At 64.4% G+C, this 17,029-nt stretch carries 17 protein-coding genes; 12 read left to right on the top strand and 5 right to left on the bottom strand.

The window, feature by feature from the left end; genetic code table 11:
- Positions 1 to 2 precede the first annotated feature (2 nt).
- The 3 genes from NKH67_RS06680 to NKH67_RS06670 are packed head-to-tail and all read right to left on the bottom strand — an operon-like array spanning position 3 to position 4,187.
- Positions 3 to 1,493 (bottom strand): aldehyde dehydrogenase, encoded by a 1,491-nt coding sequence (locus tag NKH67_RS06680; RefSeq protein ID WP_352469648.1) that lies wholly within the window; start codon positions 1,491 to 1,493, stop codon positions 3 to 5.
- Positions 1,490 to 2,683 carry a cytochrome P450 gene (locus tag NKH67_RS06675; RefSeq protein ID WP_352469647.1) on the bottom strand — a complete coding sequence of 398 codons (1,194 nt, stop codon included), beginning with the start codon at positions 2,681 to 2,683 and terminating at the stop codon, positions 1,490 to 1,492. Before NKH67_RS06675 ends, NKH67_RS06680 begins: the two co-directional genes overlap by 4 nt.
- Positions 2,684 to 2,741: 58 nt before the next feature.
- The gene (locus NKH67_RS06670; protein WP_352469646.1) at positions 2,742 to 4,187 is read right to left on the bottom strand and encodes an APC family permease; all 1,446 of its coding nucleotides are present in this window, start codon (positions 4,185 to 4,187) and stop codon (positions 2,742 to 2,744) included.
- 177 nt (positions 4,188 to 4,364) lie between these two features.
- Here NKH67_RS06670 and NKH67_RS06665 point away from each other — a divergent pair, with 177 nt between their 5' ends.
- From NKH67_RS06665 to NKH67_RS06650, 4 genes are read left to right on the top strand one after another with little or no spacing between them, the layout of a single operon-like run.
- Complete coding sequence (locus NKH67_RS06665; protein WP_352469645.1) at positions 4,365 to 5,135, top strand: IclR family transcriptional regulator; 771 nt, start codon at positions 4,365 to 4,367, stop codon at positions 5,133 to 5,135.
- A complete protein-coding gene (locus tag NKH67_RS06660; RefSeq protein WP_352469644.1) occupies positions 5,132 to 6,427 on the top strand; it encodes a Tm-1-like ATP-binding domain-containing protein in 1,296 nt (431 codons plus the stop codon). Before NKH67_RS06665 ends, NKH67_RS06660 begins: the two co-directional genes overlap by 4 nt.
- On the top strand, positions 6,424 to 7,086 hold the full coding sequence (locus NKH67_RS06655; RefSeq protein ID WP_352469643.1) for an HAD family hydrolase: 663 nt from the start codon (positions 6,424 to 6,426) through the stop codon (positions 7,084 to 7,086). Before NKH67_RS06660 ends, NKH67_RS06655 begins: the two co-directional genes overlap by 4 nt.
- Positions 7,087 to 7,112: 26 nt before the next feature.
- Complete coding sequence (locus NKH67_RS06650) at positions 7,113 to 8,465, top strand: aspartate aminotransferase family protein (protein WP_352503133.1); 1,353 nt, start codon at positions 7,113 to 7,115, stop codon at positions 8,463 to 8,465.
- Between the two features lie 13 nt (positions 8,466 to 8,478).
- Here the strand turns inward: NKH67_RS06650 and NKH67_RS06645 are convergent, their stop codons facing one another.
- Positions 8,479 to 9,348 (bottom strand): helix-turn-helix domain-containing protein, encoded by an 870-nt coding sequence (locus NKH67_RS06645; RefSeq protein ID WP_352469641.1) that lies wholly within the window; start codon positions 9,346 to 9,348, stop codon positions 8,479 to 8,481.
- A gap of 91 nt (positions 9,349 to 9,439) precedes the next feature.
- Here NKH67_RS06645 and NKH67_RS06640 point away from each other — a divergent pair, with 91 nt between their 5' ends.
- Positions 9,440 to 10,984 carry a 4-hydroxyphenylacetate 3-hydroxylase N-terminal domain-containing protein gene (locus tag NKH67_RS06640; protein WP_352469821.1) on the top strand — a complete coding sequence of 515 codons (1,545 nt, stop codon included), beginning with the start codon at positions 9,440 to 9,442 and terminating at the stop codon, positions 10,982 to 10,984.
- A gap of 10 nt (positions 10,985 to 10,994) precedes the next feature.
- Positions 10,995 to 11,504, top strand: a complete 510-nt coding sequence (locus NKH67_RS06635) for a flavin reductase (RefSeq protein WP_352469640.1) — start codon at positions 10,995 to 10,997, stop codon at positions 11,502 to 11,504.
- Between the two features lie 6 nt (positions 11,505 to 11,510).
- Here NKH67_RS06635 and hpaR read toward each other — a convergent pair whose 3' ends face one another.
- Positions 11,511 to 11,921 carry a homoprotocatechuate degradation operon regulator HpaR gene (gene hpaR, locus NKH67_RS06630; RefSeq protein WP_352469820.1) on the bottom strand — a complete coding sequence of 137 codons (411 nt, stop codon included), beginning with the start codon at positions 11,919 to 11,921 and terminating at the stop codon, positions 11,511 to 11,513.
- Between the two features lie 224 nt (positions 11,922 to 12,145).
- Here hpaR and NKH67_RS06625 point away from each other — a divergent pair, with 224 nt between their 5' ends.
- From NKH67_RS06625 to NKH67_RS06600, 6 genes are all read left to right on the top strand, one after another.
- Entirely contained in the window at positions 12,146 to 12,532 is a 387-nt protein-coding gene (locus NKH67_RS06625) for a 5-carboxymethyl-2-hydroxymuconate Delta-isomerase (protein ID WP_352503132.1), read from the top strand.
- 14 nt (positions 12,533 to 12,546) lie between these two features.
- Positions 12,547 to 14,064 (top strand): 5-carboxymethyl-2-hydroxymuconate semialdehyde dehydrogenase, encoded by a 1,518-nt coding sequence (gene hpaE / locus NKH67_RS06620; RefSeq protein ID WP_353030423.1) that lies wholly within the window; start codon positions 12,547 to 12,549, stop codon positions 14,062 to 14,064.
- Positions 14,065 to 14,079: 15 nt separating this feature from the next.
- Positions 14,080 to 15,060, top strand: a complete 981-nt coding sequence (hpaD, locus tag NKH67_RS06615; RefSeq protein WP_352469637.1) for a 3,4-dihydroxyphenylacetate 2,3-dioxygenase — start codon at positions 14,080 to 14,082, stop codon at positions 15,058 to 15,060.
- Positions 15,061 to 15,085: 25 nt separating this feature from the next.
- Positions 15,086 to 15,961, top strand: a complete 876-nt coding sequence (locus tag NKH67_RS06610; protein WP_352469636.1) for a fumarylacetoacetate hydrolase family protein — start codon at positions 15,086 to 15,088, stop codon at positions 15,959 to 15,961.
- Positions 15,958 to 16,764, top strand: coding sequence for a 2-oxo-hept-4-ene-1,7-dioate hydratase (gene hpaH / locus NKH67_RS06605; RefSeq protein WP_352503130.1), 807 nt, complete (start codon positions 15,958 to 15,960; stop codon positions 16,762 to 16,764). Before NKH67_RS06610 ends, hpaH begins: the two co-directional genes overlap by 4 nt.
- A gap of 75 nt (positions 16,765 to 16,839) precedes the next feature.
- Positions 16,840 to 16,971: a hypothetical protein gene (locus tag NKH67_RS06600; RefSeq protein ID WP_352469634.1), complete on the top strand. Its 132-nt coding sequence runs from the start codon at positions 16,840 to 16,842 to the stop codon at positions 16,969 to 16,971.
- The last annotated feature ends 58 nt before the right edge of the window (positions 16,972 to 17,029 follow it).

The raw sequence follows: 17,029 nt of genomic DNA, 5'->3' as shown, positions 1-17,029 counted from the left end.
GGTCAGCCGAGAGAAATCCAGGCTGTTTTGAGATCGGTGTATTTGTCCGGCGCATGCATCGACTTGTCGCGACCGAAGCCGGACTGCTTGACGCCGCCGAGCGGCACGGTGATGTCGGCGCCGCCATAGGTGTTGACGTGGACGACGCCGGCATTGATGTTGCGCACCATGCGATGCGCCGTGGAGAGGTTGGCGGTCCACACCGCCGAGGCAAGGCCATAGACCGTCGAATTGGCAAGCCGCACCGCCTCTTCCTCGGTCTCGAAGCGCATCACGCCGAGCACCGGCCCAAACACCTCCTCGCGGGCGAGTTGCATCTCTTGCGTCACGTTCTCGAAGATCGTCGGCGCCATGTAGCTGCCGCCGGTTTCGGCCAGGATCCGTCCGCCGCCGGTGACCAGACGGGCGCCTTCAGCTGTCGCCCGTTCGACGAAGCCGAGATTCTTGTCCAGCTGCTCGGCGCTTGATACCGCACCGACGTCGCTCGTCAGATTGAGCGGATCGCCGATCTTCAGCCGCGTGGTCGCTGCGAGGAGCTCGTCCATGAAGCGGTCATAGATTGACGCCTGGACGAGCAGGCGCGAGCCGGCAACGCAGACTTGGCCGGAATTGCGAAAAATGCCGTTGGCCGAGACGACTGCGGCCTGTTTCAGGTCCGGGGCGTCGGCAAAGACGATGTTGGGCGACTTGCCGCCGAGTTCGAGGAAGACGCGCTTCAGATTGGAACGCGCCGCATACTCAAGCAGATGCCGGCCGACCGGCCCCGAGCCGGTGAAGGCTATGGCGTCGACATCCATGTGCAGGCCGAGCGCCTCGCCGGCAACCGCGCCACGGCCGGTAACGACGTTAAACACACCGGCGGGAAGCCCGGCTTCGGCAGCGAGCTCAGCCAGCCGCAGAAGCGTCAGCGAAGCGACCTCGGGCGGCTTGACGACGATGGAATTGCCGGCAGCCAGCGCCGGCGCGATCTTCCAGGCGCCGATCATCAATGGGAAATTCCAGGGTACGATGACGCCGACAACGCCGAGCGGCTCCTTGTGGATCAGCCCGAGCACATTCTCGGCCGTCGGCGCGATCTCGCCATAGACCTTGTCGATAGCCTCCGCGTAGTAGCGGATGGTGCCCGCGGCCGATAACGGCTCGGCCTTATAGGCCATGCCGATCTCGGTGCCGTTGTCGCGGACGCCAAGCACCGCCAGTTCATCGACATGCTTTTCGACCAGCTCGGCTAACTTCGTCAGAATCTTCTTGCGGAAGGCGGGGGCGGCGCGCGACCACGAGCCCTTCTCAAACGCCTTGCGCGCCGACGCCACGGCGCGATCGACATCGACGGCGTTGGCGTCGGCGATGCTGGCGAACGGGCGGCCATCGATCGGCGAGATCACGGGCAGCGTGGCGCCACTTGCACCTGCGGTCTGCGCACCATCGATGAAGAGGTTTCGCACGCCGACCTCGGCCTTGCGCAGCATATCGATGGTGTTCTGGTTGATCATTGGGTACCGGCTCCGAAGGCGACATGCAGGGTGGTTGGCGCGCGAAATTCCCAGCCCCGGAACACCGGTTCCTTGCCTGGCACCAGCCGCAGATCCGGAAACCGTTCCAGCAGAAGCCTTACCGCGAGGCACATCTGCTCGCGCGCAAAAAACCGACCCGAACAGAAGTGATGGCCAAAGCCGAAGGCAGCGTGGTTGCCTTCATCACGAAGGATGTCGAAACGGTCGGGATCGGAGAACCGGATTTCGTCGCGGCTGGCCGAGGAGACGAGCGCGGCGACTGGCGCGCCCGCCGGGATGGTCACGCCGCCGAGCTCGACCGCGCGCGTCGTCTGGCGCGTCTGCGTGCCGATCGGCGCGACCCATCGCAGACCCTCGTCGACCGCCTTCGGCACCAAGGTTTCCAGATCGTCCAGCACCTGCCGCATCTGCTCGGGGTGCGAAAGCAGGCCGGCAAGTATGGAGCCGGCGCCATGGCCGGGCTCCTGCATGCCGCCGAGCAGGATGACCTTGATGCTCGGCATCACGAAGTCGATGGCGCGGGTCGCACCCTGCGGCATGCCGTCATGCAGTATGTGCGACAGGGCGGAGTCGTCAGGCGCGTGGACAAGCCTCTCCAGCGTCGGCAGGATGGCGGCGCCAACCTCGGCGCTGATCGCATCGGCGATTTCCTGGCGCTTCGGATCGTTCTCGAAATTGATGGCGCCCTGGGCAAGGCCATAGAACCAGCGCCGCAAGGTCGGCATGTCGATGTCGGCCAGCCCGAGCGAGCGCGCCAGGCTGAGCGTCGACACCGGCTCGAAATACTCGGCCATCAGTTCCGCCGCACCCTGCTCGGCGATCCGGTCGAGATAGGGTCCGGCGATCGAGCGCACGAGATCCCCGGCATAGGAAGCGACGGTGCGCGGCCGGTATTTCGGGTCGACGCCCTGGCGCAGATCCTTGTGGACGTCTCCGTCGGTGGTCAGGATGGTCGGCTTGCCGAAGGAGCGTTCGACCGGGGATGTCCCGACAACCGCGGAGAAGATGTCGGGCGACTTCGCGACCGTTTCGACATCCTTCCAGCGGGTGACGAACCAGAGGTTGACCGCCGGCACGAAAGCGACCGGCGCGTTGCGCCTCAGTTCAGCATAGATCGGATACGGATCGGCTTCCAGCGCCTCAACGGTGATGCTCTCGGCAAAGCTCAACGCCGCTACTCCCCTAGGGTGAAGAAGGGGGCGGCGTCATGCGCCGCCCCGCTTGATCTCAGTCCTTCAAAGGCTGTCCAAGCTCGGCGAAGGCCACCGGATCCCGGCTCTTCAACGCGCTCGCCAGCACAAGGCCAACCACGGCCGCGATCAGCACCAGCGCCGGCAGGAACACGCCGAGGAACCCGCCAGCACCGGACAGGCCGCCGAAATTGATGACGATCAGGTAGATGATGATGACGAAGGCGATGAAGGTCAGCCCCGGCAGGATTGTGGTCTTCACCGCGTTCTCCTGACTGGACGGGTTGGCACGGAAGAACATCACGACGGCGAGCGAGGCCACCGCCATCATCACGATGACGCCGAGAGTGGCAACGTTGGTCAGCCACGAAAACAGCGCCAGCACCGGGTCAAGGCCAAGCACGGCGAAGAGCCCGACGACGACAGCGGCAAGCACGCTCTGGATGACCGAGGCGACATGCGGGCTCTGGTGCGTCGAATGGGTCACGCCGATGGTCCGCGGCAGGAGCTTCTCGCGGCCGGAAACATAGATGTAGCGGGCGACCGCATTGTGGAACGCCAGTACGCCGGCAAACAGGCTCGACACGAACAGGATGCTCATGGCGTGCGAGAGCATCGTTCCGGCGTAGCGGTCGGACAGGCCGAACAGGAACGTGGTCGGATCCTGAAGCCCCTGCAGCGCCGGCAGCAGCTTGTCAACGCCGGCACCGACCGCCATCAGCCATGCGGTGACCATGTAGAAGACGCCGATCAGGATGACGGAGAAATATGTCGCCCGCGGAATGGTGACCTTGGGGTCGCGCGCCTCCTCGGCATAGATCGTCGTTGCCTCGAAGCCGATGAACGCGGCAAAGCAGAACAGGATGGCGATCGCCGGCGCGCCGCTGGTGATCTGGCTCCAACTGAACGGCGCCGCTGACAGTCCACTATCGCCTCCGGTCTTGACGATCGCCATGTCGAGGATCAGCACCACGACGTATTCGGCAAGCACCAGAACGGTCAGGATCTTGGCCGACAGGTCGACCTGCCTGTAGCCGAGCACGGCGACGATGGCGATGGCGACGAAACTCCACGCCCACCAGGGCAAGTTGATGCCCCAGCCGGCGAACAGCCCGGCGGTCGCGGCACCGAGAAGGCCCATGACGCCGATCTGCATGGCATTGTAGGACAGGATTGCGATCAGCGCCGTGGCGCCGCCGGCGAGACCGCCGAGCCCGCGCGCCGCATACGCATAGAAGGCGCCTGCATTGCCGACATGGCGCGACATGGCGACATAGCCGACCGCGAACAACAGCAGCAGCAGCGTCACGATCAGATAGGTGCCGGCAAAGCCCGCGCCATTGCCCATCAGCATGCCGAGCGGCGTGCCGCCAGCCACGGCCGTCAGAGGCGCCGCTGCCGAGATCACCATGAAGGTGATGGCGCCAACGCCAAGGCTGTTCTTCCTCAGCCGGTTCGCTTCGCCGGCTTCAATTGTCGTCATCTTTCCCTCCTAATCCGCGCTGCGGAAGCCAAGTGTCCCTGAAATGTCGAGGCCCTGTTTCGGGCCGCCTTGTCGTTTCATTATTTGCAACGACATTTCGAATATAGACTTGCAAAGGAACCGGCTTCCTGTCAAGTTAATTCGCACGTTAAGTATCAGATGGAGGATCAGGCACGCATGGGCACGGTGGGCAAGGCCATCACGCTGCTGGAAATGCTCGGTCACGGCGAGCCCGAGACGGCGTTGGCTGACCTCGCCCGGCGCGCCGGCTATGACAAGGCAACAACGCGCCGGCTGCTGGTCTCCCTGATCGCGCATGGGCTGGTCGAGCAGGATGAAGCCACGCGTCTTTACCGGCTGGGCGCCGGTGTCGCGCGGCTGGCGCTGATGCGCGAAGCCCAGTTCCCCTTCCTGCGCATGGCGGTGCCGGTGGTCGAGGCGCTGGCGGCGGAAACCGATGAGACGGTGCACCTGTCGGAATATTCGAAGCGCGGCCTGATCACAGTCCATGTCGTCGAATCGACCAGGGCCAATCGCGTCAGCGTGCAACTCGGCGAGGTGCTGCCGATGCATGCGACGGCTTCTGGCATTGCGTTCCTGGCGTTCACGGAAGAGCGTATCCGAGACGCTGTTCTGGCCGGACCGCTGCCGGCCTTCACGCCCCACACAATAGGCGACGCGAAAACACTTGCCGAGCATGTCGCCGCCGCCCGCGCGCGCGGGCACTCGACCGGCTCGCAAGGCTTCGAGGAGGGCGTGCTCAGCGTCGCGGCGCCGATCCTCGGCGCCGACGGTTTTGCCATTGGCATCATCGCCGTCGCGGCGCCTAAGGTGCGGGTCCAGAAGGGCGAGATCGAGCGCTATGGCGCCAGTGTGGCGGCGGCTGCGCGCGTTATCAGCGAGCGGCTTTTCGGACGGCAGGGCCAGCCGGGCCGCAAGCGAGCATGACAACAAATACCCCTGCAAGGAGATTGACTGTGGAGGAGACACGCCGAATCCTGGTTATAGGCACCGGTGACACCAAGGCCGACGAATTGCTCTTCATGCGCGAGCGCATCGAGGCGGTCGGCGGTGTCGCCGTGATGATGGATGTGAGCGTGCTCGGCGATCCGCCCTACCAGCCGGCGCATGACAAGCATGCGGTGGCTCAAGCTGCCGACACGACCATCGAGGCGATCATCGCCAGCGGCGACGAGAATTCGGCGATGACGCTGATGGCGCTCGGCGCCTCGCGGCTTGCCCGCGCACTCTGCGACAAGGGCGAAATCCACGGTTTCATCGCGCTCGGTGGCTCGATGGGCACCGACCTTGCGCTTGACGTCGCGCTGGCGCTGCCGCTCGGCGTGCCGAAATTCGTCATCTCGACCATTGCCTATTCACATCTGCTGCCACCAGAACGGATCGCCACAGACCTGATGATGATCCTGTGGGCGGGCGGTCTCTATGGCCTCAACAGTGCCTGCAAGGCGGTGCTGTCGCAGGCCTGCGGAGCGGTGGTGGGTGCCGCGCGCGCCGTCGTTAAGCCGGACGCGACGCGGCCCAGGATAGGCATGAGTTCGCTGGGAAAAAGCTGCCTGCACTATATGGTGACGCTGAAGCCGGAGCTGGAGAAGCGCGGCTATGAAGTCATCGTCTTCCACACCACCGGCATGGGCGGCCGGGCGCTTGAGGCGATCGCCGCGCAACGCGGCTTCGTCGCGGTGATGGATTTCAGCCTTCAGGAACTCGCCAACCAGCTGACCGGCTCGGTGGTGAATTCGGGCTCCGACCGGCTGGAAAATGCTGGTCGGCAAGGCATCCCTCAGATCGTGGCACCTGGCGCCGTCGACATGGTGGATTTTCCGACCTGGCAAGCAGTGCCTGCCCGTTTCTTCGAACGGCCGTACCATGCGCACAACCGCCTGCTCGCCTCGGTGACACCAGACGGCGAAACCCGCAAGGAGATCGCGCGCGCCATCGGCGAGAAGCTCGCCGCCGCAACCGGGCCGACCGCCTTCATCCTGCCGGCAGGCGGCATCCAGCAATGGGACCAGGAGGGCGAGCCGCTGCACGAACCGGAGGCGCTGTCGGCCTTTGTCGAGGAGATGCGCTCGAGCGTGCCCGGCAATGCCGAGTTGCACGAGATATCAGGGCACATCAACGACGCCGCCTTCAGCGCCAAGGCACTGGAGATCTTCGACCGCTGGGTCGCCGAAGGCATTGTGCCGCTGGGCGCGCCGGAAGGAACTCAAGCTGCATGAGCGGGCCATCGCCAAAGGCGCTGGTGCTTGATTTCGGCGGCGTCGTCACCCGCACGCTGTTCGAAACGCACGCGTTGACCGAACGCGCATTGGACTTGACGCCCGGCATGCTCGGCTGGCGCGGGCCGTTCGATCCGGCATCCGACCCGCTGTGGCGTTCCATGCAAGCCGACGAGATCAGCGAGCGCGACTACTGGAAGACGCGCACGCGTGAAGTCGGCCGTCTCGTCGGCGAGGACTGGGACGACATGTCGACTTTCGTGCAGCGGGCGCGCGGCGCCGACCCGCAAGCGGTGGTGCGGCCAGAGGCGGAACGAGCGATCCGTGCGGCGCATGAAGCTGGCATCCGGCTCGCCATCCTCTCCAACGAGCTCGACTTGTTCTACGGCAACAGCTTTCGCGAGCGCCTGCCGCTGCTGTCGCTGTTCGAGACCATCATCGACGCCACCTACACGCACATCCTGAAACCCGATCCGCGCGCTTATGCGATGGTGAGCGAAGCACTGCACTTGCCGCCCGCGGCTTGCGTCTTCGTCGACGACCAGAAGCGTAACGTCGACGGCGCGGTCGCCGCCGGCATGCTGGCCGTGCATTTCGACGTCGCCCAACCGGGGCAAGGCTATGCAGCGGCGCTCGGCCATTTCGGCGTTGCGGCCTAAGAATTCAAGAAACGGAGTTCCCACCGATGCGCGACATCAACTTCCTCACCGAGAACAACGCCAAGCCGATCTGGCATCCGATGGCGCATCCGGCCGAGATGCGCGCGACGCCGCCAAAGATCATCATGAAGGGCGAAGGCGTCTCGGTCACCGATGCCGAAGGCCGCACCGTCCTCGATGCAGTCGGGGGCCTGTGGAACGTCAACCTCGGCTACAGCTGCGATCCGATCAAGAAGGCGATCGCAGCACAACTCGACGCCCTGCCCTATTATTCCGGCTTTCGCGGCACCTCGACCGGACCGTCGATCGAGCTTGCCTATGAGCTGTGCGACTGGTTCGCTCCCGAGGGCATGGTACGGACCTTCTTCACCTCCGGCGGCTCGGACTCGGTCGAGACGGCACTGCGGCTGTCGCGGCAATACTGGAAGATCAGGGGCCAGGGCGACCGGACGAAGTTCCTGGCGCTGAAGAAGGGCTATCACGGAACGCATTTCGGCGGCGCCTCGGTCAACGGCAATGCCAATTTCCGGCGCAACTACGAGCCGCTTTTGCCCGGCGTCTTCCATACACCGGCGCCATGGACCTACCGCAATCCGTTCGACGAGACCGATCCGGCGAAGCTGGCGAAACTCTGCGCGCGGGCGATCGAAGACGAGATCGCCTTCCAGGGCGCCGACACGATCGCCGCCTTCATCATGGAGCCAGTGCTCGGCGCCGGCGGTGTGATCGTTCCGCATGAGAGCTTCATGCCGATGGTGCGGGCGATCTGCGACCGTCACGACATCCTGCTCATCGCCGACGAGGTGGTGACCGGCTTCGGTCGCACCGGCGCCTGGTCGGGCTCGCGGCTCTCCGGAGTGAAGCCGGATTTCATGACCATCGCCAAGGCGATCACCTCAGGCTACTTCCCGCTCGGCGCCACGCTGATCAGCGCCAAGGTTGCCGACGTCTTCGAGGCCGACAAGACCAGCTTCGGCTCGATCGGGCACGGCTACACCTATTCCGGCCATCCGGTCGGCTGCGCGGCGGGGCTGGCCACACTCGCCGAGACCAAGCGGCTTGCCGTCAACGAGAATGCGGCGGCGCGCGGTGTCGAGCTCGGCAAGGCGCTGGAGGCGCTGAAGGCGAAGCACGCTTTGGTTGGCGATGTGCGCTACCAAGGGCTGATGGCGGCGCTCGAACTGGTTTCCGACCGTGCCGCCAAGAAGCCGGCCGACAAGAAGACGATGAATGCCGCCGCAGAGGCCGCCTACAAGGCCGGCGTCATGCTGCGCGTCTCCGGCAACACCATCATCCTGTCGCCGCCGCTGGTGATCTCGTCCGCCGATGTGGCAAAGATCGCCGAGGCTCTCGACGCCGGACTGACGGCAGCCGCCTGAGCGACGGTGACGCTCAGTCCTGACCGAGCCGCAGGCGTCGCCACGCCGCCGGCGAGAGGCCGACGGCGGCGCGGAAGAAGCGCGAGAAATAAGCCGGGTCGTTGAACCCGGTCTCATAGGCGATGTCCTCGACCGGGCGCACGGTGAACAGCAGCAGGCGCTTGGCCTCGACCAGCCGCCGCTCACCAACCGCCTGGCGTACGCCCGCGCCGAGCACCTGCCGCGCTGCCTTGTCGAGCAGATGGCGCGTGGTGCCGAGCGCAGCGGCATAGCGCTCGACCGGCCAGTCGTCGCGAAAGTGCCGGTCGATCAGACGCCGCAGCCGGCCGCCCAGCGCCACCGTCGCCGGCACCGCGACAGCATGCGACTGCGCATCGAGGCGGGCGATGCCCGACAATGCCACGGCGATCAGCGGCGGCAGGATTTTCTCCATACCGGGCAACCTGTCGGCATATTCCGCCTGGATCATCGTAACCGTATCACCCAACCTTTCCCAGAGGGCCGTTTCACCGCGTCCGGTGACGAAGACCGGCTGGTCGAGCGGCAGCGCGGACTGCTCAGCGATCGCCGCAAGGGCAGCATCGGCGACCGAGACAACGATGGCGTCGGCGCCCGTCTCGATGCTGAATCCGTGGACCACGCCGCTCGGCATGAAGCTCACCGTCGGCGCCGAAAAACTCCAGGTCTCGTCTTCGATCCGATAAATGCCGCTGCCGCCGGTCCAGAAGGTGATCTGCGCCATTTGCGGGTGCTTGTGCGCGAGAACCTGGCCGCGATGCACGGAGGCACGTGCAAGAACAGTCTCGACATGCAGGAATCCGACGTCGAGCGCACGCGCCGGTTCGCCGTAGACGAAGAATTCGGGAATGGCAGTCTGGCTCATCACGGCGAAAAACTCCAAGTGGTTCTATACTTTCGTCCATAAACCTTTGTCACGACGATCGCTACAGTTGACGCGTTAAAGGAGGATCATGATGCGATCGGAAGATTTCCGGGCCGACACGAAACGGCCGTTTACCGGTGCCGAATATTTGCAGAGCCTGCGCGACGGGCGCGAGGTCTATATCAATGGCGAGCGGATTGCCGACGTCACCACCCATCCGGCGATGCGCAACTCGGCGCGCTCGCTGGCCCGCCTCTACAATGCCTTGCACGATCCGGCGCGGCAGGCGGTGCTGACCTCGCCGACCGACACCGGTTCTGGCGGCTACACGCACAAATATTTCCGCGTCGCCCATTCCGCCGCGGATCTCGCCGCACAGCAGACCGCCATCGCCGACTGGTCGCGCATGTCCTACGGCTGGATGGGGCGCACGCCCGATTACAAGGCAGCACTTATGAACACGCTCGGCGCCAATGCCGAGTGGTACGGCCCGTTCAGGGACAATGCACTCGCCTGGCACAAACGCGCCCAGGAAGCGGCCCTGTTCATGAACCATGCCATCGTCAACCCGCCGATCGACCGCCACAAGCCGGCCGAGCAGGTGAAGGACGTGTTCGTGCACATCACGAAGGAGAACGACGCCGGCATCTGGGTGTCCGGCGCCAAGGTGGTGGCGACGTCGTCAGCGCTCACCCATTACAATTTCCTGGCGCAGAGCTCGGCGACGGTCACCGAGGACCCGTCATTGTCGGTGATGTTCATCGTGCCTATGAACGCGCCGGGGATAAAGATGTTCTGCCGCGTCTCTTACGAGCAGACGGCCAACACGGTCGGCCATCCCTTCGACTATCCGCTGTCGTCTCGTTTCGACGAGAACGATGCGATCCTGGTGCTGGACAATGTCTTCATCCCCTGGGAGGACGTGCTGGTGCTGCGCGATGCGCAGAAGATCCTCTCCTTCCACCCGGCGTCGGGCTTCATGCACGGCTATTGTTTTCAGGGCTGCACGCGCTTCGCCGTCAAGCTCGACTTCCTCGCAGGCCTGCTGGCGAAGGCGCTGCGCGCGACGGGCGGGGATGCCTTCCGCGGCAACCAGGCGGCGCTCGGCGAAGTAATTGCGCTGCGCCACATGTTCTGGAGCTTTTCCAACGCCATGGCGCACAAACCGATCCCATGGGCGAACGGCGCCGTGCTGCCCAATCTCGAGGCGGCGCTCGCCTATCGCACTTTCATGTCGGAGGCCTATCCGCGCGTTATCGATACGGTGCGCCGAGTCATCGCTTCGGGGCTGATCTACCTGCCGTCCTCGGCAAAGGATTTCGACAATCCGGAGATCGACAAGTACCTTGCCCAGTACGTGCGCGGCTCCAACGACATGGGCCATGTCGAACGCATCAAGATCATGAAGCTGCTGTGGGATGCGACCGGCACCGAGTTCGGCGGCCGCCACGCGCTCTATGAGCTCAACTATGCCGGTGCGCCGGAAGAGGTGCGGCTGCAGGTGCTGAAGGGCGCTGAGCGCGGCGGGCGCCTGAGGGCGATGGAGGAACTGGTCGACACCTGCATGGCCGACTACGACGAAATGGGCTGGACCGGCGACACCTGGCTGCCGCCGCTGCCGGCTGGCGCAAGCTGAGGTCCCGGCCATGGAGCCACAAGTTGCAAGGCTGGAGTTCCGTGAGGCGATGGCGCGGGTCTGTGCGCCGGTCAACATCGTCACGACTGATGGTCCGGCCGGCCGCGGCGGCTTCACTGCGACCGCCATGTGCAGCGTTTCCGACGATCCGCCGACGCTGCTTGTGTGCATGAACGAGCGCTCGGCGCAGACCGGCCTGTTCCTCGCCAACCAGCGTTTCTGCGTCAACGTGCTGACGCAGTTACACACCCATCTGGCGGCAAAGTTCGCCGGCACGATCCGCGACATGAGCGAGCGCTACAATGCGGCAAGATGGCAGACCATGCCGTCCGGCATGCCGGCGCTGCTCGACGCCATCGTCAGCTTCGATTGCGAGATCGGCGACGTGAACAAGGTTGGCACGCACAATGTGATGTTCGGCCGCGTCGTCGACATCCGCCACGGCAGCGACGAGGCGGCGCTGCTCTATGTCGGCCGCAACTACATGCAGCCGAGTGCACTCGGCAGTTTTGGCGGGTAGAGGCTGTCAAGTCTGGTTTTCGGATGATTCCGACTGGATCAGGTTTTCGAGCAGGTCGAGCAGGTGCTCATGCTGTTCGGCGCCGTAGCGCTGCTCGATCGCATCGTAGATGGCGATGCGCTCGGGCGACAAATCCTCGATCAGCGCCAGCCCGGCCGGGCTGATTGCGAGCAGCGCCCGGCGACCGTCATCCTTGACCTTGTTGCGGGTGATGAACTGCCGTTCCTCCATCGCCTTGATGATGCGGGTCAGGCTGGGCGGAAGGATCGAGGCGCGATGGGCAAGTTCGGTTGCCTCGAGCGGCCCGGCTTCGGTAAGCACACGCAGCACGCGCCACTGCTGCTCAGTGATGTCGTGGCGGGCAAGCATCGGCCGGAAATGCGCCATGATCACTTCGCGGGCGCGAAGCAGAGCCATGGGCAGGGAGCGGCGGGTGCTGGGCGGTAGCAAGGTCAGGTCTCCAAAAAATTCCAATTCCGGTACGACTCGCACCACACAATGAGACTCGGATCGCAGCTATATCCGCGATTTCGCCGGGGGCGGCAATCCCACCATCGGGAGCTGTACCTGCATAGAGAACGACACTTGACATTCCGCCGTCAAGATGTAATTCACATGTTAATTAAAAGGTGGAGGAAACCTTGCCACATATGGCGATCGAATATTCGGCGAATCTCGACGCCAAGGTCGACATCAGCGCGCTTTGCACGCTGGTCGCTCGCACCATCCTCGAAACCGGCCTGTTCGAACATGGCGCGGTGAGGGTACGCGCTTTCCGCGCCGAGGCATACGCGATCGCCGATCGCCTCCCGGAGAACGGGTTCATCGACATGAACTTCCGCATCGGCAAGGGCCGCAGCGCCGAGGAAAAGAAACGCACCGGCGAGGCGATCTTCACTACTGTTTCGGATCATCTCGCATCTCTGTTCACGACGCCGCATTTCGCGCTGTCGCTGGAGATCCGCGAGATCGATGCCGAACTAAGCTGGAAGAAGAATGCCATCCACCCGCGCCTGCGCGGCAAGTGACAGGAACCCATATCATGGCGGCATTGGACGACAATCTGAGAAAGGCCGAGGCCTATCTCGAGCGCTTCAGAAGCGCTGGCGTGCTCAACCAGATCGGCGGCGAAGCCGTGCCGGCCGCCGACGGCTCGACATACGAGACGCTGTCGCCAATCGACCTGAAGCCGATCGCCAAGGTGGCACGCGGCAAGGCCGCCGACATCGACCGCGCCGCCAAAGCGGCGAAGGCTGCCTTCCGCGACTGGGCGGCGATATCAGGCGACGCCCGCAAGAAGCAGTTGCACAAAATAGCCGACGCCATCGTCGCGCGGGCCGAGGAAATCGCTTTCGTCGAATGCATGGACACCGGCCAGTCATTGAAGTTCATGGCCAAGGCAGCGCTGCGCGGCGCGGAGAACTTCCGCTTCTACGCCGACCGCGCGCCGGAGGCCCGCGACGGCCACGCGATCCGCGCACCGAACCAGGTCAACATGACGACGCGCATGCCGGTCGGCCCGGTCGGCGTGATCACGCCGTGGAACACACCTTTCATGCTGTCGACCTGGAAGATCGCGCCGGCGCTCGCCGCCGGCTGTACGATCGTCCACAAGCCAGCCGAGTTCTCGCCGCTGACGGCACGGCTATTGGTCGAGATCGCCGAGGAGGCCGGCCTGCCGAAGGGCGTGTGGAACCTCGTCAACGGCTTTGGCGAGGACGCCGGCAGAGCGCTGACCGAACACCCCGACATCAAGGCGATCGGCTTCGTCGGCGAAAGCCGCACCGGCTCGATGATCATGAAGCAGGGTGCCGACACGCTGAAGCGCGTGCATTTCGAGCTCGGCGGCAAGAACCCGGTCATCGTCTTTGCCGATGCCGACCTGGAGCGGGCCGCCGACGCTGCCGTCTTCATGATCTATTCGCTGAACGGCGAGCGCTGCACCTCGTCCTCACGCCTGCTGGTCGAGGAAAGCATCTACGACAAGTTCACCGCGCTGGTGGCGGAGAAGGCCAAGCGCATCAGGATAGGCCATCCGCTCGACCCCGAAACCGTGGTTGGCCCACTGATCCATCCGGTGCATGAGGAAAAGGTGCTGTCCTATATCGAGATCGGCAAGTCGGAAGGCGCTGTCGTCGCCGCCGGCGGCGGCAAGTTCGCCGGTCCGGGCGGCGGCTGCTATGTCAGCCCGACGCTGTTCGTCGGCGCCACCAACAAGATGCGCATCGCCCAGGAAGAGATATTCGGACCCGTGCTGACCGCCATCTCGTTCAAGGACGAGGCCGAGGCGCTGGCGCTGGCCAACGACACGCAATACGGCCTGACCGGCTATCTCTGGACCTCGGACGTCACCCGCGCCTTCCGCTTCACCGACGCGCTCGACGCCGGCATGATCTGGGTCAATTCGGAGAATGTGCGCCACCTGCCGACGCCGTTCGGCGGCGCCAAGAACTCAGGCATCGGCCGCGACGGCGGCGACTGTTCGTTCGATTTCTACATGGAAACCAAGAACATCGCGTTCGCCACGGCGCCGCATTCCATCCAGAAGCTCGGCGGCTGACCGGAGACCCCAACGATGCCCTTGCCCACACCCAATCTCTACCCGGCATTCAACATCGTGCGGCTCAGCCACGTCGAGCTGGCTGTTACGGACCTCGGTAAGTCGCGCGCGTTCTATGTCGACACGCTCGGCCTGCAGGTGACCGACGAGACCAAGGACGCCATCTATCTGCGCGCCATGGAAGAGCGCGGCCACCATTGCATCGTGCTCAGGAAAGGTGCCGCGCCGGAAGCCCGCGACCTCGGCTTCAAGCTGTTTTCCGACGACGATCTCGACAAGGCCGAGCACTTCTTCAAAGCCAGGGGTCTGCCTGTGAAATGGGTCGAGCGGCCCTACCAGTCGCGTACCTTCCGCACCCGCGACCCGCACGGCATTCCGCTCGAATTCTATTCCAGAATGGAGCGGCTGCCGCCGATCCATCAGAAGTATGCGCTGTATAAGGGCGTCAAGCCGCTGCGCATCGACCACTTCAACTGCTTCTCGCCCAATGTCGATGAATCGGTGGCGTTCTACAACGAGCTCGGCTTCCGCGTGACCGAGTACACGGAGGATGCCGCGACCGGAAGACTTTGGGCGGCATGGACGCACCGCAAGGGCGGTGTCCACGACATCGCCTTCACCAACGGCATTGGCCCACGCCTGCACCACGTCGCCTTCTGGGTGCCGACACCGCTCAACATCATCGATCTGCTCGACCTGATGGCCACCACCGGCTGGCTGCCGAACATCGAGCGCGGCCCCGGCCGGCACGGCATCTCCAACGCCTTCTTCCTCTATATCCGTGATCCCGACAATCACCGCATCGAGATCTATTGCTCGGACTACCAGACGGTAGATCCCGACCTAGAGCCGATCAAATGGGACCTCAAGGACCCGCAGCGCCAGACGCTGTGGGGCGCACCGGCGCCGAAGAGCTGGTTCGAGGAAGGCAGCACCTTTGCCGGCGTCGAGCCGCGCAAGTCCGATCTGGCGGCCTCGCCGATCGTCGCGCCGTGACGTCGGCTAACTGCAGGGGAAACAAATGAGCGCGGCACGTCTCGCCACCTTCACCGTTGGCGGCAAAACGCGCTACGGCGCAATCACCGACAAGGGCGGCGTCGACCTGTCGGCGCGACACGCACAGTGGCCGAGTTTGCGCGAGGTGATAGAGGCCGGCGCACTGCGACGGCTGGCGGAAGAGGCGGACGCTTTCGCCGCCGATTTCCCGCTCGATGCCATCGCCTACGAGATACCCGTCCCCTCGCCCGAAAAGATCATCTGCGTCGGCGTCAACTATCCGGACCGCAACGAGGAGTACAAGGACGGACAGGCCGCACCCTCGAACCCGTCGCTGTTCATCCGCTTCCCGCGCTCCTTCGTCGGCCATGGCACGCCCCTGGTGCGGCCGTCGGAATCGCCGCAGCTCGATTATGAGGGCGAGATCGTCATCGTCATCGGCAAGGGCGGCCGCAGGATCGCCGAGGCGGATGCGCTGGGCCATATCGCAGCACTTTCGCTCTGCAACGAAGGGACCATCCGCGACTGGGTGCGGCATGCCAAGTTCAACGTCACGCAGGGCAAGAACTTCGACCGGACCGGCTCTATCGGCCCCTGGCTTGTGCCGTTCACCGACGAGGCACAGATCGCTGACATCGCGCTGACCACGCGCGTCAATGGCGAGGTTCGCCAGCAGGACCGCACCGGCCGCATGATCTTTTCCTTCCGCAAGATCATCAACTACATCTCGACCTTCACCACGCTGGCGCCGGGCGACGTCATCGTCACCGGCACGCCGACCGGCGCTGGCGCCCGGTTCGACCCGCCAATCTGGCTGAAGCCAGGCGACGTGATCGAGGTCGAGGCCGACGGCATTGGCTTGCTCAGCAACGGCGTCGTCGACGAAGGGACCGGCCGATGATGACGCCGGAACAGGTCGAAGACGCGGCCGCGAGGCTGTTCGAGGCCGAGCGCGACCGTCGCCAGATCAGGCTGCTCAGCCTTGATTTCCCCGGGGCGACGATGGATGACGCCTATCTCGTCCAGGCGGCGCTGGTGAAACGAAAAGTGGCCTGGGGCCTGACGATCAAAGGCTGGAAGATCGGCCTGACCTCCAAGGCGATGCAGTCGGCGCTCGCCATCGACATTCCGGATTCCGGTGTGCTGTTCGACGACATGTTCTTCGATGACGGCGGCACTGTTCCAGCCGGCCGCTTCATCCAGCCGCGCATTGAGGCCGAGATCGCCTTCGTCATGAAGGCGTCGCTGGCCGGTCCGGACGTGTCGATCGACGACGTGCTCGACGCCACCGACTACATCACGCCGGCGCTGGAGATCCTCGACACCCGTATCGAGCGCGTCAACAAGGAGAGCGGCAGGATACGGACGTTCTTCGACACCATCTCCGACAATGCCGCCAATGCCGGCGTCGTCGTCGGCGGCCGTCGTGCCGGACCGCGCGAGGCCGACCTGCGCTGGATCGGCGCCATCCTGTCGCGCAATGGCGAGGTCGAAGAGACCGGGCTCGGCGCCGGGGTGCTCGATCATCCGGCGAAGGGCATCGCCTGGCTGGCCAACCGGCTGCATCAGTACGGCATGCAGATATCCGCCGGACAGGTCGTGCTGTCGGGCTCGTTCATCCGGCCCGTGGAGTGTCGCCACAGTGACACTATCGCTGCCGATTTCGGACCCTATGGAGCGATCCGCATCACCTTTGCCCGCTAGCGGCAATTCCTCCATAGCCCGCTGACCCGACTTGCCGGCGGCGCGCTGAAACAGAACCCGGAAGAGCCCGAAAGGGTGTCGGCACTCCTTGCCAGCCTTCAAAGTATCGGCGCCGAAATCCGGGTGCCGCGCGAACATCCGTTCGATGCCAGCGCTTTGCTGCACGATCAGGACTATCTCGACTTCCATCGCTGGCCGCGTTCCTAAGGCTTTATTACGCGATAGACCACGATCCGCTGACGCGCTGTGCGCTCCTGTTTTAATC

Origin of the sequence: Mesorhizobium sp. M0968 (assembly GCF_040319065.1) — a bacterium.
Classification (GTDB): Bacteria; Pseudomonadota; Alphaproteobacteria; order Rhizobiales; family Rhizobiaceae; genus Mesorhizobium.
Note: the sequence above shows the minus strand (reverse complement) of the source record. Positions and strands in the feature narration are given on the sequence as shown.

Excerpts from the sequence above, each read along its gene's own strand:
- NKH67_RS06645 (WP_352469641.1), bottom strand. The coding sequence starts at position 9,348 with ATGAGCCAGACTGCCATTCCCGAATTCTTCGTCTACGGCGAACCGGCG.
- NKH67_RS06670 (WP_352469646.1), bottom strand. The coding sequence starts at position 4,187 with ATGACGACAATTGAAGCCGGCGAAGCGAACCGGCTGAGGAAGAACAGC.
- NKH67_RS06665 (WP_352469645.1), top strand. The coding sequence starts at position 4,365 with ATGGGCACGGTGGGCAAGGCCATCACGCTGCTGGAAATGCTCGGTCAC.
- NKH67_RS06650 (WP_352503133.1), top strand. The coding sequence starts at position 7,113 with ATGCGCGACATCAACTTCCTCACCGAGAACAACGCCAAGCCGATCTGG.
- hpaD (WP_352469637.1), top strand. The coding sequence starts at position 14,080 with ATGCCCTTGCCCACACCCAATCTCTACCCGGCATTCAACATCGTGCGG.
- NKH67_RS06660 (WP_352469644.1), top strand. The coding sequence starts at position 5,132 with ATGACAACAAATACCCCTGCAAGGAGATTGACTGTGGAGGAGACACGC.
- NKH67_RS06635 (WP_352469640.1), top strand. The coding sequence starts at position 10,995 with ATGGAGCCACAAGTTGCAAGGCTGGAGTTCCGTGAGGCGATGGCGCGG.
- NKH67_RS06640 (WP_352469821.1), top strand. The coding sequence starts at position 9,440 with ATGCGATCGGAAGATTTCCGGGCCGACACGAAACGGCCGTTTACCGGT.
- NKH67_RS06680 (WP_352469648.1), bottom strand. The coding sequence starts at position 1,493 with ATGATCAACCAGAACACCATCGATATGCTGCGCAAGGCCGAGGTCGGC.
- NKH67_RS06655 (WP_352469643.1), top strand. The coding sequence starts at position 6,424 with ATGAGCGGGCCATCGCCAAAGGCGCTGGTGCTTGATTTCGGCGGCGTC.
- hpaR (WP_352469820.1), bottom strand. The coding sequence starts at position 11,921 with ATGGCTCTGCTTCGCGCCCGCGAAGTGATCATGGCGCATTTCCGGCCG.
- NKH67_RS06610 (WP_352469636.1), top strand. The coding sequence starts at position 15,086 with ATGAGCGCGGCACGTCTCGCCACCTTCACCGTTGGCGGCAAAACGCGC.
- hpaE (WP_353030423.1), top strand. The coding sequence starts at position 12,547 with ATGGCGGCATTGGACGACAATCTGAGAAAGGCCGAGGCCTATCTCGAG.
- hpaH (WP_352503130.1), top strand. The coding sequence starts at position 15,958 with ATGATGACGCCGGAACAGGTCGAAGACGCGGCCGCGAGGCTGTTCGAG.